Genomic DNA, 17,045 nt, shown 5'->3' on the forward strand with positions numbered 1-17,045 from the left:
TTCGCGATCGAGTCCGACGTTCCACAGGGACGCGGCGATTTTCCACGGGAGTGAGGGGAATGGCGCGGGGAGATGACTACGGTGGCGTTCCGGTGGCCTCAAGACGTGAGGACGTGGCGCAAGAGATGCAATTAAACTGAAGCGGTGTTCTGTCGAACGAACCACAAGCAGAGCCCCAGCGCGGGGACGAGAGCAGCGTCAGGCGAACACAGGACGCGAGCAACCCCCGTGGCTGCCGCACGAGGCGGCCGTCCGGCGGTCCAACGCCCACCGCCGTGGCCCGGTCCAGGGTGACCGGGAACCCACTCTGCCGACAGTCCGGTCCGGCAGCCGGTGACTCGGAGGGCCGGGTTCTCGCCAACTCCGGCACCCCCGCTGCCGCGGGCCGGCAGTGCCCCCCGTGCCGTGCCTGCCGGCGTGGCGCCCGCCCCACAGAGAGAGCCATCATGCCCACCATGATCCGTCGGGCCGTCATCCCCGCCGCAGGTATCGGCTCCCGGTTGCTGCCGCTGACCAAGGCCATCCCCAAGGAGATGCTGCCGATCGGCGACAAGCCGGTCATCGAGCACACCGTCCGCGAGCTGGTCGCCTCCGGAATCACTGACATCACGATCGTCGTGTCCCAGGGGAAGGGACTCATCCAGGACCACTTCCGGCCGGCACCGGCGCTGGTCGAGCAGCTCCGCGCCGACGGAAAGGCTCACTTCGCCGACGCCGTGGACGAGGTCGCGGCTCTGTCCCGCCGCGGTCACATCACCTACCTCGACCAGCACGGCCCGTACGGCAACGGCACACCCGTCCTCAACGCCGCCCACAACCACGGCGACGAGCCCATGCTCGTGCTGTGGCCGGATGACGTGTTCGTGTCCGAGGTCCCCCGTGCCCAGCAGCTGATCCGGGCCTACGAGGCAATGAACTGCCCGCTGTTGGCCCTCATGCCCATGGACCGCGCCGACTCCTTCCGCTACGGCGTCCCCGTCGTCAAGGAGGACATGGGGGAAGGGACGCTGCGGATCACCGGGCTGGTGGAGAAGCCCCGGCCGCAGGACGCACCGTCCGACTACGCCGCCATCGGCGGATACGTCGTCACCCCCGGCATCATCGACGAACTGCGCGAGCAGACCCGCCGGTGGCACGCCGCAGGGGACCCGACCAAAGAGGTGTACCTCACCGACGCCATCAACGCATACGCGGCGACCCGCGCCGCCTACGGGCAGGTCATCCAGGGCCGGTGGTTCGACACAGGGAACCCGGCCGCATACCTCGAAGCCCAGTTCGCGACCGCCCTGCAGGACCCCGAATACGGTCCGCACCTGCGCGAACTCGCGCGGAACCTGGGCACATCCGGCACTGCCGAGACGTCAGCAGGGTGATCTGCTGAGCGCACCGTGGGCGCAACGCTGACGCACAGGGACGTCGGGCATGGCCGGTCCGTCCTGCCGGCGAGGAGTCCTGGACCCGCCTGAGAGACCGCCACAGATCGGCCGGCCCTCCTTCCCGGGCGGCCAGTGCACGTTCGCTCCCCCGAGCTGAACCGGGCTCACAGCCGTGGACCGGCCTCGCTCGCGCAGTGCCCGACGCTGATCCGCTCCCCTGCGCCGCAGCCTCGGTCAGGCCGAGGCCCGGGCCTTGGCAGCCCGTCACCTTCCGCGTGAGCGTAATAGCGCCTCCGCATGACCGGGCGAAGTACCTGAACAGGCACAGGACATGACGTATCCACTGAAGAAGTGCCGCCGCGTCAGGCCCACATCCATCCGTAGACGCGAAGTCGGGCTCATCGGGGACCTGGGGCCGCTTGCCGGACACGTACAGGGCATGGAACTGAACGACGCTGATCCCGCCGTGCCGGTCGGAGGGATATCCGACCGCGAGCTGTGGGTGAGGGCCGTCGCCGGCGACCGGGAGGCGTTCGGCCGGATCTTCGACCGTCATGGGAAGTCCGTCTACAACCATCTGTTCCGGCGGACGGCCGACTGGTCCGAGGCCGAAGACCTCACCTCGACCGTGTTCCTGCACGCCTGGCGCCGCCGATCGGAGACGGTGCTGGAGCGCGACTCGGCCTTGCCGTGGCTGCTGGGTATCGCCGACCGCCTGCTGTCGAACACCAGACGGCGCCTGAGACGGGCCGAGGCGTTGCTGCGCCGGCTCATCTCGCACGACGAGTCGGTGGGCGACCACGCGGAGCGCGTCGCCGTCATGGTCGACGACGAGCGTCGTATGTCGGAGATCCACCGGGCGCTGGCTCGGCTGCCGCGCCACGAACGCGAGGTCGTCGAGCTCTGCGTGTGGTCGGGCCTGGACCAGCAGGCAGCAGCGGCAGCGCTTGAGGTGGCGGTCGGAACCGTGAAGTCCAGACTGCACCGGGCGCGTCGGAGGCTGGGGGCCGACCTCGTCGGCGGAGCCACGGCTGCGGCGTCATTCAGTTCGAAGAACCCCGTCAACGCGGAGGAGGTCGCACGATGACTGACACGCAGGGCATTCCTGCGGCTCCTTCCGATCGTGATCTGCCGAATCACCGGCGGACCCGAGAGGAGCTACTCATGAGGATCGGTCCAGAGGACAACCGTGTTTCACTGCAACGCAGGTGGGGGGTGCCGCTGGGTGTCGCCGCCGGCGTTGCCGCGGTGAGCGTCGCGGCCGTGGCCGCCTTCAGCGGGGTGGGGGATGCCAAACCGCTTCTCGCCGGCCCCGCCGGTAACCCGACGAACGCGGCCACGTCACCGGGCGCGAGCACGGCGCCCGGCTCCGCATCGGGCGGAGCCGGCTCGGCACCGGCCTCGGCTCCCGTGGCGTCCGCACCGGACGCCTTCACCATCACCAGCGGCAGGACGACCCCGATCGCCGCGGCGTCCGTCGCCAGGATCCTGTCCTCCTGCCTGGGCCCGGACGCGTCGCGCTACCACGCGGTGATCGCCGTCCGCACTCCCATCGCCTCGCAGGACTGGGACGGCGTGGTCGTCGCCGTCGACTCCGCGGGCCAGTACGTGCAGTGCGAGTCGAAGGGCGACAAGGGAAGCAGCCCGGACTCCCCGCCCACGTTCATCAACGATCGGCTGTGGGGCACCGGTCGTTCGATCGCGTACTTCGACTCCATCGGCGCGCCCGCCGGCAAGGAGCAGTACCTCATGCTGGGCGCCGGCCACTACACCTCCGGCATTGCCAAGATCACCATCAGCTACGGCGAGGACCCGAAACAGTATCCGGCGGTCATGGCAGGCGGCGCGTTCGTCTACGCGGCGGCTCTCTCCCCCGGCACGTCCCGCCTCGGCCCGCACTACGCGGGCCCGAGCCCCTACGTCCACGCGTACGACGCCTCCGGCAGGGAGATCTACAACCAGAAGAAGGACCCGCAGTTCACCGACGAGCAGTAGTCGGCGAGGTCGGGCTTTCCGACCGACCTCCTTGCCGCCCCGGCGATGTGCCGGGGCGGCAAGGGCCACGACGGCTCGGCACCTGTCTGCCTTCGGGTTCCGAGCAGGGATGAGCAGTCCCTCGCACCTACCGTCCTTCGCTCTGCCTCAATGGAGCCGTGTACGAAGCCGCCCGATCCCGTTCCTCCGCCGACGGTGTTCGCCGGCGCGAAGGTGGGACATCCGCGCGCCGCTCGGGTCCGCGGTGCCGGCCGGTGGTGGGCCTGCAGCCTCGGCCCGCACGAGGAGTCCCGCATTGCAGCCTCCCGGACACGGACCCTGATTCAGGCGACGTCCCCCGGCGCACCGACCACGATGATCTTGCGGCCCGTGACGCGGCGGGGCGAAAGGACCATGACACGCTCGCGTCCGTCCCCGGCCCACGGTGTCGAGTAGGCCGCCTCCCTGAGGCGTCGGGCGGCATCCTCGTCCGCCACGAGACGAATGGGTCCGACGAGCAGCACGCTCCACCCCCTGCTGAAGGCGTCATCGATGTGGTCGGCCTCGAAGGCGATCTCCGAGCCGTCGGCCAGGGTCAGCGGGGCGTCTTCGCCCGTGCTGAACACCACCTCGCCGTCCAGAACCTGGTAGTTCAACGGCAGCACGAGCGGCCCGTCTGCGCCGGCCAGCGCGACCCTCCCCACGCCGTGATCGCCGAGCAACGTCCAGCAGTCGGGTTCTTCGAGCTCCACCATTCGGGCCTGTCGGGCCGCTTTCGCGATCCCGGAAGGCAGATCCCCGGCCCCTCCCGTCAACTCCTCGACGGTGGTGTCGAGGGCGTTGGCCAGCCGGAGCAGAAAGCCGATGCCCGGCGCCGTCGGCGCATGCTCCTCCACGTACTCGATGTAGCCGGGGGCGGCGGCCGCGCGCAAGGCCACCTCCTGCCTGGACAGACCGAGCTGTCTGCGGCGCGCGGCAACACGTCGGCCGATGTCACCTCGCGCCGGATGCGGTGGTGAGGCCATCGTCGGGCTCCCTCTTCGTCGGGTCACGCCTACAGCCTCACGCTAACGAGAGTGGCGGCCGACCGCAGGGCGGGGCGCCGCGGGTGTGCCCGAGGGCGTGCTCCACCTCGAACCGCCGTGACGGGGTGCTCCCCGGGGTGTCCGGGGCCCGGGGAGCACCCCGTCACGGCAGCCGCACCGGAGCGCGCCACCGGGTGGATCACCGCACCCCCCTTGCTTCGGGCCCCGGCACAGGTGCCGGGGCCGACGCTGCGGCCGGCGGAGAAGCATCCCGGCCCGGGACAGCCCGTTTCGGCTCCGGGAGGGGCGGCCCGGGCCTGGGCAGCCCTCGGGCGCCGCAGCGTATTCACTCGTATCGTGGAGCAGTACAGCCCCGATCAGGACCGAGGCGGACAGCACATGCGGCACCCGCAGATCGATTACGAGGCGGTTTTCCGGGCCCTCCCCGGCATGGTGGCACTGCTCGGCCCCGATCTGGTCTACGCCGACGCCAATGAGGACTTTCTCCGGTTGGCCGGGCGCACCCGAGAGCAGTTGGTGGGCCGCTACATCTTCGACGTGTTCCCCGAGAACCCCAACGAACCGGCGGCGGCCGGCATGCGGGAGACCAAGGCGTCGATGCTGCGGGTGGTGGCCACCGGCGAGCGGGACACCATGGCGCTGGTGCGCTACGACATCGAGGATCGCGAGCGCCCGGGGCACTGGGGTGAGCACTTCTGGAGCCCGGTGAACGCACCCGTGCTCGCCCCGGACGGGAGTGTGGCGCTGGTCCTGCACCGGGTGGAGGAGGTCACCGAGCTCATCCGTGCCCGTGGCGGCTCCGGCGGTGGCAACAGCCCGGCCCGCGTGCTGGAAGCCGAGCTCTACACCCGCGCCCGTGAACTGCAGGAGCTCAACGAACGCCTGCGCCGGGCTCAGGCGCGCGACCGCGAGATCGCCCTGGCCCTCCAGGACGCGATGCTTCCGGCACCGATGCCGGTGGGGCACCACCGGGCAGCGGTCCGTTACCAGCCCGCCGTCGGCACCCTGAACGTGTGTGGTGACTGGTACGACCTGGTCGACCTGCCGGGCGACCGCATCGCGGTCGCCGTCGGCGACGTCGTCGGTCACGGCCTGAGAGCGGCCTGCGTCATGGGACAGCTGCGCAGCGCCTTGAGCGCCGCGGCCCGTGTGGCCAACGGCCCGGCCCAGGCCCTGGAAGCTCTCGGACTGTATGCGCGCCATGTCGAGGGTGCGGAGTCGACCACCGTGGTGAAGACCTTCATCGACTGGGCCACCCTCACCATCACCTACAGCAGCGCGGGCCATCCTCCGCCCGCCCTGCTCCACCCCGACGGCACGGTGGCCTTCCTCGACCGGGCGACCGATCCGCCGCTGGGCGCCCGTCCCGAACACGTCCCCCGCCCTGAGGCCACCACGGCCTTCGTGGAGGGCGCCACTCTGGTCCTGTACACCGACGGCCTGATCGAACGCCGCCATGAGGACATCGACACGGGCCTGGCCCGCCTCGCCGACTCCCTCGTCCGCCATGGGCAAGCCGGTCCCGAAGGCCTGGCCGACGCGCTCATTGCGGAACTCCTCCCGCCCGACGGGAACACCGACGACACGGCGCTGGTCATCATCCGTCTGTGACCTGGCTCGTCGACTGCCCCGGGATGGATGCGGCCCGACAGCGGCCCGACCTTGTTCGGCCTGGCTTGTCCTGGTTTGACTTGGCCTGGTTCGGCTCTGCTTGACCCGACTGTGGCAGGAACAAAAAATCCGGAATCGTGTCCGATTTGACTCTTTGGGCAGTTCTGCAAACGTAGTGAGAGTCATGCCCTGCACCTCCCGCGAGGCCCCGACGGCGCAGCCGGGGCCTCGACGCCGAACGGCGACGGCGTTCTCGCTGCCCGGGCCACGGTCCGGGGGGCCGAGGAGTCCGCCCCCAGGCTCCGGATGGGCGAGTGCCGTACGCGAGCCCGCGCCGGCCCGTCCCGTGCGGCGCCGCTCGACGGCCGAAGTCCCCTCGACACGGTCCTGACCGTCTACCCCCTGGACGGACGACATGAAGCACCTCACCGCGCAGGAGCGGGCGTCACGCGGCAAGGCTGCGCGCGCCTCCGCACCCCGGTCCGGCCACGCCGAGTTCGAGCCCGGATCCGAGCGGCCGGACCCCTTGGAGATCATCGCAGCGCAGTCGGCGACTCGAGTGCAGGAGCTCGTGCCGATCCGCTACGGCAGGATGTCCGAGTCGCCGTTCCGGTTCTACCGGGGGGCGGCCGCCGTCATGGCGTCGGATCTCGCCGGCACCTCGACGTCCGGACTGCGGGCCCAGCTGTGCGGTGACGCACACATGCTGAACTTCCGGCTGCTCGCCTCACCCGAACGACGGCTCATGTTCGACATCAACGACTTCGACGAGACGCTGCCGGGCCCGTGGGAATGGGACGTCAAGCGCCTGGCCACCAGTCTCGTCATCGCAGGCCGGGCGAACGGCTTCAGCACCAAGGAGCGGGCAGCGATCGTCCGGGCCACCGTGCGGTCGTACCGCGAGACCATGCGGTCCTACGCCGGACTCGGCAACACAGCCGTCTGGTACGCCCGGTTCGACGTCGACTGGGTACGGGCCCGGTTCGGGGCGGACCTGTCCTCGCGGGGCCGCGCACGGTGGGCACAGGCCGTGACCCGGGCACGTTCGCGCGACACCCTTCAAGCGTTCGACAAATTCACCCGAGTCGTCGACGGCAAACGGCGCATCGCCCCTGATCCACCGCTCATCACGCGCCTTGAGGACTTGTTGCCCGACGACCAGCGCGGCGATGTGGAACAGGAGATCCACCGCCTGATCGAGCGCTACGGCCAGACCCTGCAGTCCGACCGGCGGTTCCTGCTGGAGCAGTACCGCGTGGCCGACATGGCCCGCAAGGTCGTCGGGGTCGGCAGTGTGGGCACCCGCTGCTGGATCGTGCTGCTGCTCGGCCGTGACGACGAGGATCCCCTCTTCCTCCAGGCCAAGGAGGCGGACGAGTCGGTGCTGGCGCCCCATGTGGGGGCCAGCACGTACCGGACGCAGGGCGAGAGGGTGGTCGCCGGCCAGCGGCTGATGCAGGCCACCAGCGACATCTTTCTGGGCTGGGAGCGCGCCGAGGGCATCGATGGCCGACGGCGGGACTTCTACGTGAGGCAGCTGCGGGACTGGAAGTGGGTCGCGACGGCCGAGGACATGGTTCCGCGCGGCATGCGTACCTTCGGCGCACTGTGCGGCGCGACACTGGCCCGAGCTCACGCCCGGTCCGGCGACCGGATCGCGATCGCCGCCTATCTGGGCGGCGGCGACAGCTTCGACCGCGCGTTGGTCACCTTCGCCGAGCGCTACGCCGACCAGAACGAGCGCGACCACCAGGCGCTCGTCGACGCCGTCCGCTCCGGGCGTCTGCCCGCCGAGGCAGGCTGAGACGGTGGGGACGCCGCGTCTCCGGGATTCCGGGGTCTGTCGCTTGAAGGCACCCCGCACCTTCACGAACTGCGTGGGGTCCCGGGCCGGGCGCCGGATGCGTTCTGCCATCAGGTCCGTCGGGCCGAGCCGAGCACGGTGCCGACGGCTCGGAGGGCGCACACGGACGGTTCAGGCGGTGTGCAGGTGGCGCGTGGGCTGGAAGGGCTCGGAAGCGGCGTCGCAGAAGGCGACCAGTCCTGTGGTCAGGGCCTGACGCGCCTCGGGCGTCATTCGGTTCATGGCCTGGGACAGGGCATGCTCACGGCGGCGCCGGATCTCCCGCAGGTGGGCCGAGCCCGCCTCGGTGAGTTCCAGCTGTACTTCGCGGCGGTCCTCGGTGCAAGGGGTTCTGCGGAGGAAGCCGGCTGCCTGGAGACGGTCACACAGGCGGGTGACCGAGGGTGCGGCTACGGACAGGTGGCGGCGCAGGGTGCTGAGGTTGATGCCGGGTTCACGTTGGATGATGTACATCACGCGCGTCTGTGCGGTGGAGACAGGAGCTGTGGTCAGGACGTCGCGACCGCGCTCCCAAGCGATTTCGAGCAGTTCCAGGGCCTGGACCACCTCCGGCAGGGCGTCGGGCAGCGGCGGGTGGAGAGCGGAGAGATCCTCGCGCATGTGACACTCCCGTGGGGCATTTTTGCCCCGTTTCGGCCGGTCGGTATGAGCAGTCGCACAAGTAAAGATATGCCAGGGAAGGCAGGACAAGCAGCGGTGAAGAGACCCAGTGCAGTCGAGCGCGCTCTGCGTGAGGCCGCACCTCATGAGATTTTCGACGTTCTTCGCGCTCTGATCGAGCGACGCCATCACGCCCTGGCGGTGGACCTGCTGATGGCCGACTACGCCATGACTCAGCTCCAACCGGTCGGCGTCCTTCCGCGAACCCGTTCGCCCCTGTCGATGCATGACACCGACGAAGGCCGTGCTTTCGGCGCCCAGGAGCCTTGCACCGTTCGGAACGGCTCCCTCTCCACCGTAACGGTCCATCTGCCCGTCAGTGTCCGGGGTGACCGGCTGGGTGTGCTGAGCGTCACCCTGCCTGCCGGCGCGGACGACGTCGCGGCAGGCACCGTGGACGACCTTCAGGAGTGCGCGAGTGCGCTGGCGCACGAGGTCGTCGTGGCGGAACGTGACACCGACCTCTTTCTCCAGGCCCGGCGGGCCGAGAGGCTGACTCTCGCCGCCGAGATGCAGTGGCAGCTCCTGCCGGGCCGGTCGTGCTCCCGGCTCGAGTACAGCCTCGGCGCTCAGCTGGAGCCCGCATACGCGATCTTCGGCGACAGTTTCGACTGGTCCGCCTCAGCCGACGACCTCACGCTGACAGTCAGCAACGGCATGGGCGAGGGCATCGACGCCGCCCTGCTCACCAACCTCGCGATCAACGCCCTGCGCAATGCGCGCCGCGCCGGGCTGAGCCTGGCGGATCAGGCGTTCCTGGCCGATCAAGCCATCTACGGCCAGCACCAGGGCCGGCAGTTCCTGTCCACACTGCTGCTCCGCTTCCATCTGCCGACCGGGCACGTGGAGATCATCGACGCCGGTTCACCCCGCATCTGGCGGCTGCGCGACGGAGTCGTCGAGCCCATCCACCTCGACGACCAGATGCCCCTCGGCATGTTCGAGGACACGGTCTACGCCCCTCAGCACTTCACCGTCGAGCCCGGGGACCGGCTGCTGTTCATCAGCGACGGTGTCTACGACGCCCTGTCACCCGCGGGCGAGAAGTACAGCCTCCACGCACTGGCCGAAGCGATCACCAGCACGGGTGCGCTCTCCGCTTCGCAGGTGCCGAGGACGATGCTGCAGGAGCTGCTCGGCCATCGTGGCGCGGGTCCGGCCGCGGACGACTCCCTGATCGTCTGCCTGGACTGGCACGGTCGCCCGAGCAGGGACTGAATCGGATATGTCACTCGACGACCCACCAAGGTGAAGCGCGTGACACCCCCGTCCATGACCTTTCGGTGAAGATACCGAAACCACGGCGTGTGCACGGCTCCGCGGTGGGCCGTCCGCGCTGACATGTCGCGCGGGGGCGGGTTGCCAGGAGGCGCACACCTGGGGGATGGTTGCCGCAAGGTAAGTATTTTCGTCCAGGTGGAAGGTGGTGCGGCTCGCCACAGGCGAGTCCCCCCTCATGGCCCCAGTCAAGGGAAGCTCCGTTACGAAGGCTCAAGTGCGTCCGGCGTCCGACGTGTGGGGCATGGCCCCGTATCCCGTGATCGAAGCCCACGCGGACGGCACCGTCATGTCGATGAACCCTGCGGCATCCCATCTTCTGGAGGGTGCGCTGCCCGGGTCCTCCATGGCGGACGTGGTCCCGGTCTGGCTCGCCGAAGCCCACCACGAGGTGGGCCTGCGCGCCGTGCTTCCGGCTCAGAACCCTCGGTGCGGCGGCGCGCTCACCTCGGTGTCGGGGCAGATCGAGGCACAGAGCTTCGTGGCACATCCCACCCGGGGGCAGGACGGGAACGTGGTGTGGTGGCTGGTCGAGGACACCGACCGGCGGCTCGCCGAGCAGGCCTTGGCCATCGAACGCGAACGCACGACGTTCCTCTCGGAGGCGTCCAATGTGTTGCTGGCTTCCCTGAACACCGACCGGTGCATGACGGTCACCGCGCAACTCGCCGCCCAGTACCTCGCGGATGCGGCGGTCGTGGTTGCCCCGGCCAGAGGCCACAAGCTGCCCGTCGCCCACGCCATCTCCGGGCAGGACGTCATCCGCAGCCTGATCGTGGCCGACCCGTCGCAACTACCGGGCCTGCAGGAGGCACTGCAGGGGTTCCCGCCCGTTCCCTCGCGCTGGCTCGACCCCACGACGCTGCCCGACTGGGTCACCCCCGAGGGGTACACCGGGACGATCGGGTCGGTCGTCATCACCCCGCTGCCCGGCCACGGCGCTCCTGCCGGTGCGCTGATCCTGCTTCGCGGCAACGGTCAGTTCACGGAGAACGAGGAGATCTTCGCCCGGCTGTTCGCCGCTCGGGCAGGTGCCGCCCTGTCTGCCGCCCGGATGTACGCCGAGCAGAGCGACATCACCACGACGCTGATGCGTGATCTGCTGCCGCCCCAACTGCACCGGATCAACGGGGTCGAGTTCGCCGGTGGCTACCGGCCGGCCGGTGCTGTCGAGCGGGTCGGGGGCGACTTCTACGACGTCCACCCGGGCAGCACCGAGGCCGAGGCTTCGCTGGTGGTCCTGGGCGACGTCTGTGGCAAGGGTCTGGACGCAGCCGTACTGACCGGCAAGATCCGCAACACCCTGCAGGCACTCATACCGATGGCCGATGATCACCAGCGAATGCTGCAGCTCCTCAACGGAAGCCTGCTCAACTCGCACCACACCCGTTTCGCGACCATGGTCATGGCCTCGGTCCAGCGTGCGGACAGCACGGTCCGGCTGCGCCTGACCTCGGCAGGCCATCCCCCGCCTCTGGTGGTGCGCGCCGACGGCGAGGTCGACGAGATCGAGACCCACGGCACCCTGATCGGAGCCCTCTCCCACGTCGAAGCCCACACCGTGGAAACCACCCTGCGCCCCGGTGAGACCTGTCTGCTCTACACGGACGGGATCACCGAGGCCCGCGGCGGGCCTCTCGGGAACGAGCTCTATGGCGAGGAACGCCTGAAGCAGGCCCTGTCGGAATGCGCGAACATGCCCAGCGAAGCAGTCGTCGAGCACATCCAGATGCTCGTCTCCCAATGGCTGCGCAGCGGCCGGCACGACGACATGGCCGTCGTCGCTATCACCGCTCCCCTCACCAACCACCTGAGCGCGGTGAACGGCCACACCCGGGGCAGGTACACCGCATGACTCCGTACACGACCGCCGACGACGAGCTCCAGGAACTGCAGGACCGGTTGTGGTCCGCGGCGGTCGACCGCGACGAGTTCGCGGCCGCCGGCCTCGTCTTCGCCGCCCTGGACAACGGCATGGACGCCGAGTCGGTCCTCCTCGACGTCATCGCCCCCGTGCAGATGAGGGTCGGCACCGAATGGGCGGCCAACCGCATCACCGTCGCCCAGGAACACGCCGCCAGTGCCATAGCCGAGCGCGTCGTCGCCGCCGTCGCCCACCGCCCCTCTTCCCGCACCACACCCCACCTCGGCCGGGTCACCGTGGCCTGCGTGGAGCAGGAGTGGCACGTCCTGCCTGCCCGACTCCTCGCCGAAGTCCTGACCCTGCGGGGGTGGGAGGTCGACTTCCTCGGCGCCCAGGTCCCCACCCCCCACCTGGTCGCCCACCTCCATCGCGCCGGTGCGGACGTGGTGGCTCTCTCCTCCTCCATCCCCACCCGGCTCCCCGCAGCCCATGGCGCGATCACCGCCTGCCAGTCCGTCGGCGTACCCGTCCTCGTCGGCGGTGCCGCCTTCGGGTCCGACGGCCGCTACGCACGCCTCCTCGGTGCCGACGTCTGGGCTCCCGACGCCCGCACCGCCGCACAGAAGCTCGCGGACGGGATCGCCGCGCCCAACCTGGCCGCCGGGCGGCTGCAGATCGATGACCTACCCCACCTGTCGGACCAGGAATACACCCTCGTCACCCGCTCCCAGGAGCAGCTCGTCAAACAGGTGCTCACACAGATGGAAGAGCGCTTCCCGGCGATGGCCGCCTACAGCGATCAGCAGCGTCAGCGCACCGCCGAGGACATCGCGCACATCGTCGAGTTCCTGACAGTGGCTCTCTACGTCGATGACGACGACCTGTTCACCAATTTCATGACCTGGACGGCGGGCATCCTCACCGCGCGCGATGTCTCCGCCCGGTCACTGCACCCGGCCCTGGGCATACTGGCGGCCGAGCTGAACGAATTTCCCCGGTCCACCCGGCTGCTCGACCAGGCGCGCCTGGCTCTGGACAGCACTGCGGCAGCCGGCGGCCGACACCCCGGAGCTCTCACATGACCGCGATGCCCCGCCCCTCCTTCAAGCTGGCCGCTGAAGCCGGACCGGAGGCCGTACGTCTGCGGCTCGCAGGGGATCTGGACTACGACACGGCCGACGAACTCCTCCAGTACGCGCACCGGTGCATGGCCGAGCAGTCACGACTGCGCGCGCTGCACCTGGACTGCTCCCAGCTGAGAGCGTGCGACTCCATGGGCGTCTCCACCCTCATCCAGATCCATCGCAGCTCCACGGCGCGTGACGTGCGCCTGCACCTGGAGAACCCGCCCCCTTTCCTGGAGCGACTCCTGCGCGTCACCGGAATCCGTCACCTCTTCGCCCCGGACGGCCGCGAGCCCCGGCAGGCCTCACGTACACACGCGGACGAGGCGCCCGCTCCGGCCGAAGCCCAGGCGCAGACCTCTCCTCCCCCCGCGCCCACCGTCTGACCACCACACCCCATCGCCGGGGTGGTGAGCGAGACCTCGGAGCAGCGCCGGCAGCGGACCGGTCGCCGGCGACGGCCGCACCGCACCCCCTCGCAAGCCGGGGCCGGCGCACATGCCCTTCGCCACGGGCCCGGAGACGGGCCGGTCGCTGAACAGCGGCAGGACGTGGGGCTTCGATGCGGGGCTGCGGACGGACGTGGCGTACCCCCGCGCCGTAGCGCGGCTTTCGCCCTGAGACCCGGGCGGAACCGGGCGGCTCCCGGTGCCTCGCCACGGTCGCGGGCCGCCTCGCCGCAACAGGCAGGGTCACGTCGTGGGGTCCATGATCGGTCCAGAGGGCACGGTGCCGTGGAACGGGCCGGGAGAAGGGACCGTGGCGATGGACGGACAGCGGGCGGGCGGAGCGGTTGCTCCGGCCGGTGACCGGGGCGTCCGGCTACATCGGCGGGCGCTCGACGCCGGAGCAGCCGGAGGCCGGTCGTCGAGGGCCGTGCCCGGTCCGCTCAGCCGCCGACTCCGGGACCGGCCCCGGTCCACCGAGGCCGAGAGGGTCCAGGAGGCCGTGGTCGGTGTCGACGTCGCCTGCCGACGACGTGGACCGGGCCTTCGACATCGACGGTCCGCACGTGCGCACCTTCACCCGTGCGGGCTCCTCGGTCACGCCTGTTGGTGGGCCGTATCCCCCTGCCACGCCGGCGGCTTCGGCGGCGCGGCCCGCAGCGTCACCCGGGCGGCCGCCAGGCGCTTGACCACCCGCAGGGGTGATGTGCCCGACCGGTGCATCCGGCGCCGCCACCCCCGACGAAGTGTGCAGCACCAGGCACCCGTTCACGCACCACTGCGCCAGGAGTGAAGCCATGACCGTCGCGGTCGTCCTGTTCACCTCGGACCTGCGTCTGCACGACCATCCACCGCTGCACGCCGCGCTCAAGGCGGCGGACGAGGTGGTGCCGCTGTTCGTGCTCGATTCGGGGATCCACGCGGCAGGCTTCGACGCGCCCAACCGGCGGGGTTTCCTCGCCGACTGCCTCAACGACCTCGACGCCTCACTGCGCCGGCGCGGCGGCCGCCTCGTGGTCCGTGCGGGCCCGGTCGTCCGGGAGGTCTGCGCGGTCGCCGCAGAGTGCGAGGCCACCGAGGTGCACATGGCCGCGGGCGTCACCGCGTATGCCGACCGCCGTGAGGAACGACTGGGCGAAGCACTCGGCGCCAGTGGTGTGGCACTGCGCGTGCACGAGACGGTGATCACCGCCCTCGCCCCGGGAGCGGTGACACCCGCCGGATCCGACCACTTCGCCGTCTTCACCCCCTACTTCCGCCGCTGGTCCCAGGAGTCGATGAGGAGTCCCCTCTCCGCGCCGCGGTCCGTGCCCGTCCCCGACGGGGCACACGGCGAGCCACTGCCCGAGCGTGCCGACGTGACCGGCACTTCGCCGGGTCTTCCGCCCGGAGGGGAGACGTCCGGGCGTGACCTGTTCTCGCGGTGGTCGCGTTCCGGACTGTCCCGGTACGAGGACCGCCACGACGACCTCGCGGGTGACGCCACTTCCAAGGTGTCGCCGTATCTCCACTTCGGAGCGCTCTCCCCGGTGGAACTCGTCCACCGGGCCCGCAAGCACGGCGGCCCCGGCGCGGACGCGTTCGTACGTCAGCTGTGCTGGCGGGACTTCCACCACCAAGTGCTGGCGGCACGGCCAGAGGCATCCGGGAAGGACTACCGCACCCACCACGACCAGTGGCGGAACGAGGACGACGCGGCCGAGGACATCGCCGCATGGCGGGACGGCCGCACGGGATACCCGATCGTCGACGCGGCCATGCGCCAGCTGCGCCACGAAGGCTGGATGCACAACCGCGCACGCCTGCTGGTGGCGAGCTTCCTGACCAAGACGCTGTACGTCGACTGGCGGATCGGCGCACGGCACTTCCTGGACCTCCTCGTGGACGGCGACGTCGTCAACAACCAGCTCAACTGGCAGTGGGTCGCCGGCACCGGTACCGACACCCGGCCCCATCGCGTCCTCAACCCCCTCCTCCAGGCGAAGCGGTTCGACCCGGACGGCACCTACGTACACCGCTGGGTCCCCGAGCTCGCGGACGTGGAGGGCAAGCAGGTGCACGAACCCTGGCGGCTTCCGGCGGGACAACGCGACGGACTCGACTACCCGGCCCCCCTCATCGACCTCGCCGACGGGCTCGCACGCTTCAAGCACGCCCGCGGCCGGGACTGAGGAGGCACCCGTCGTGCACTGGCTCTTCGGCGACCAACTCGGCCCGCACTTCCTCGCCCCGGGCGAAGGAGGACCGGGACGCGACACGCCCCTGCTCATGATCGAGGCGCGCTCCGTCTTCCGGCGGCGCCGGTTCCACCGGGCCAAGGCCCACCTCGTGCTGTCCGCGATGCGCCACCGCGCGGCAGAGCTCGGCGACCGCCTCACGTACGTACGGGCCGACACCTACCGGCAGGGCCTGGACCGGGCGACGCACGGGCGTCCGGTCAGCGTCCACCACCCCACCTCACACGCGGCCCTCCGCCTGATGCGTGCCCTCCCCCAGGTGACTGTGGGACCCGCGCGCGGATTCCTCGTACCGACGGCCGATTTCTCCGCCTGGGCGGACGGCCAGGGCGGGAAGCGCCTGCGGCAGGAGGACTTCTACCACTGGGTGCGTCGCGGTCACGACCTGCTGATGGACGGCGACCAGCCCGCGTCGGGCCGGTGGAACCTCGACCACGACAACCGGGAACGCCCGCCCCGCGACACCACCGCCCTCCAGGTCGGCCGTCCCTACAGGCCCCGTGAGGACGACATCGACGACGAGGTCCGCCACGACCTCGACCGGTGGGAGCGTGACGGGGACGTCTCCTTCGTCGGACGGGACGGCCCGCGCCTGTTCCCTGCGACCCGCACGGAGGCACTACGGGCCCTGCATCGCTTCATCGACCAGCGACTCGCCACGTTCGGGCCCTACGAGGACGCCATGCTCGGCTCCGATCCCGTCATGAGCCACAGTCTGCTCTCCTCCTCCCTGAACCTCGGCCTGCTGGACCCCGCCGAATGCGTCGAGCAGGCGGAAACGGCGTGGCGCCAGGACCGGGCACCGCTGAACAGCGTGGAAGGGTTCGTTCGACAGATCGCCGGCTGGCGCGAGTACGTCTGGCAGCTGTACTGGTACTTCGGCGAGGACTACCGGCACTCCAACGAGCTTTCGCACACCGCCCCGCTGCCCGACTGGTGGAACGACCTGGACGCGGAGGCCGTCCGGGCCAACTGTCTGCGTACCGTCCTGGCGCAGGTGCGCGACACGGGATGGACCCACCACATCCCGCGGCTGATGATCCTGGGAAGCCACGCACTCCAGCGTGGCTGGGACCCCGCCGCCGTCACCGACTGGTTCCACCGCTGCTTCGTGGACGGCTTCGACTGGGTGATGCTCCCCAACGTCATCGGCATGTCCCAGTACGCCGACGGTGGCCGGATGACGACCAAGCCCTACACATCGGGCGGCGCGTACGTGAACCGTATGAGCGACCTGTGCGGTCCGTGCGTCTACCGGCCGGGCGACCGGACCGGCGAGAGCGCGTGCCCCTACACCGCGGGCTACTGGGCGTTCCTCGACCGGCACCGGAAGCTGCTGGCCGGCAACCACCGCGTCGCCCAGCCGGTGCGGCAACTCGACCGGCTCACCGACATCGCGGACGTACGCGAACAGGAGCACGCCCGAGGTGACGCGCCGCCATGAGCCGCATACCGATGGGCCGCCGGGATGAGTTGACCCGGCGCCGGCGCCGACTCGGCAGGAGACGGCGCATCCGTATCAGGACGTCCGGCGGAAGCACTGACGTTCGGATGACCGAGAGTGA

The 17,045-nt window shown here is 70.3% G+C and carries 13 protein-coding genes; 11 read left to right on the forward strand and 2 right to left on the reverse strand.

From position 1 onward, the window contains the following. Positions 1–446 precede the first annotated feature (446 nt). From OG538_RS05370 to OG538_RS05380, 3 genes are all read left to right on the forward strand, one after another. Positions 447–1,373, forward strand: a complete 927-nt coding sequence (locus OG538_RS05370; protein ID WP_406090665.1) for a UTP--glucose-1-phosphate uridylyltransferase — start codon at positions 447–449, stop codon at positions 1,371–1,373. Between the two features lie 442 nt (positions 1,374–1,815). Continuing rightward, positions 1,816–2,463 (forward strand): RNA polymerase sigma factor, encoded by a 648-nt coding sequence (locus OG538_RS05375; RefSeq protein WP_406090667.1) that lies wholly within the window; start codon positions 1,816–1,818, stop codon positions 2,461–2,463. Between the two features lie 77 nt (positions 2,464–2,540). Beyond that, entirely contained in the window at positions 2,541–3,371 is an 831-nt protein-coding gene (locus OG538_RS05380) for a hypothetical protein (protein WP_406090669.1), read from the forward strand. 323 nt (positions 3,372–3,694) lie between these two features. Here the strand turns inward: OG538_RS05380 and OG538_RS05385 are convergent, their stop codons facing one another. Then, positions 3,695–4,375 carry a helix-turn-helix domain-containing protein gene (locus OG538_RS05385; RefSeq protein WP_406090671.1) on the reverse strand — a complete coding sequence of 227 codons (681 nt, stop codon included), beginning with the start codon at positions 4,373–4,375 and terminating at the stop codon, positions 3,695–3,697. Between the two features lie 399 nt (positions 4,376–4,774). Between OG538_RS05385 and OG538_RS05390 the strand changes: the two genes are divergently transcribed. Both OG538_RS05390 and OG538_RS05395 read left to right on the forward strand, forming a co-directional pair. Further along, positions 4,775–6,007, forward strand: a complete 1,233-nt coding sequence (locus OG538_RS05390; protein WP_406099991.1) for a PP2C family protein-serine/threonine phosphatase — start codon at positions 4,775–4,777, stop codon at positions 6,005–6,007. Between the two features lie 415 nt (positions 6,008–6,422). Next, entirely contained in the window at positions 6,423–7,811 is a 1,389-nt protein-coding gene (locus OG538_RS05395; protein ID WP_406090673.1) for a DUF2252 domain-containing protein, read from the forward strand. A 171-nt stretch (positions 7,812–7,982) separates the two neighbouring features. Here OG538_RS05395 and OG538_RS05400 read toward each other — a convergent pair whose 3' ends face one another. Beyond that, positions 7,983–8,471, reverse strand: a complete 489-nt coding sequence (locus OG538_RS05400) for a MarR family transcriptional regulator (RefSeq protein ID WP_406090675.1) — start codon at positions 8,469–8,471, stop codon at positions 7,983–7,985. A 96-nt stretch (positions 8,472–8,567) separates the two neighbouring features. Here OG538_RS05400 and OG538_RS05405 point away from each other — a divergent pair, with 96 nt between their 5' ends. The 6 genes from OG538_RS05405 (at position 8,568) to OG538_RS05430 (ending at position 16,924) form a co-directional block, all read left to right on the forward strand. Continuing rightward, complete coding sequence (locus OG538_RS05405) at positions 8,568–9,749, forward strand: PP2C family protein-serine/threonine phosphatase (protein WP_406090677.1); 1,182 nt, start codon at positions 8,568–8,570, stop codon at positions 9,747–9,749. Between the two features lie 238 nt (positions 9,750–9,987). Further along, a complete protein-coding gene (locus tag OG538_RS05410) occupies positions 9,988–11,664 on the forward strand; it encodes a SpoIIE family protein phosphatase (protein WP_406090679.1) in 1,677 nt (558 codons plus the stop codon). Then, positions 11,661–12,755, forward strand: coding sequence for a B12-binding domain-containing protein (locus OG538_RS05415; protein ID WP_406090681.1), 1,095 nt, complete (start codon positions 11,661–11,663; stop codon positions 12,753–12,755). Before OG538_RS05410 ends, OG538_RS05415 begins: the two co-directional genes overlap by 4 nt. Further along, positions 12,752–13,183 carry an STAS domain-containing protein gene (locus OG538_RS05420; RefSeq protein WP_406090683.1) on the forward strand — a complete coding sequence of 144 codons (432 nt, stop codon included), beginning with the start codon at positions 12,752–12,754 and terminating at the stop codon, positions 13,181–13,183. Before OG538_RS05415 ends, OG538_RS05420 begins: the two co-directional genes overlap by 4 nt. Before the next feature lie 857 nt (positions 13,184–14,040). Then, the gene (locus OG538_RS05425; RefSeq protein WP_406090684.1) at positions 14,041–15,414 is read left to right on the forward strand and encodes a cryptochrome/photolyase family protein; all 1,374 of its coding nucleotides are present in this window, start codon (positions 14,041–14,043) and stop codon (positions 15,412–15,414) included. A gap of 13 nt (positions 15,415–15,427) precedes the next feature. Further along, positions 15,428–16,924 (forward strand): cryptochrome/photolyase family protein, encoded by a 1,497-nt coding sequence (locus tag OG538_RS05430; RefSeq protein WP_406090686.1) that lies wholly within the window; start codon positions 15,428–15,430, stop codon positions 16,922–16,924. The last annotated feature ends 121 nt before the right edge of the window (positions 16,925–17,045 follow it).

This window comes from Streptomyces sp. NBC_01013, from assembly GCF_045162765.1.
Lineage (GTDB): Bacteria > Actinomycetota > Actinomycetes > Streptomycetales > Streptomycetaceae > Streptomyces.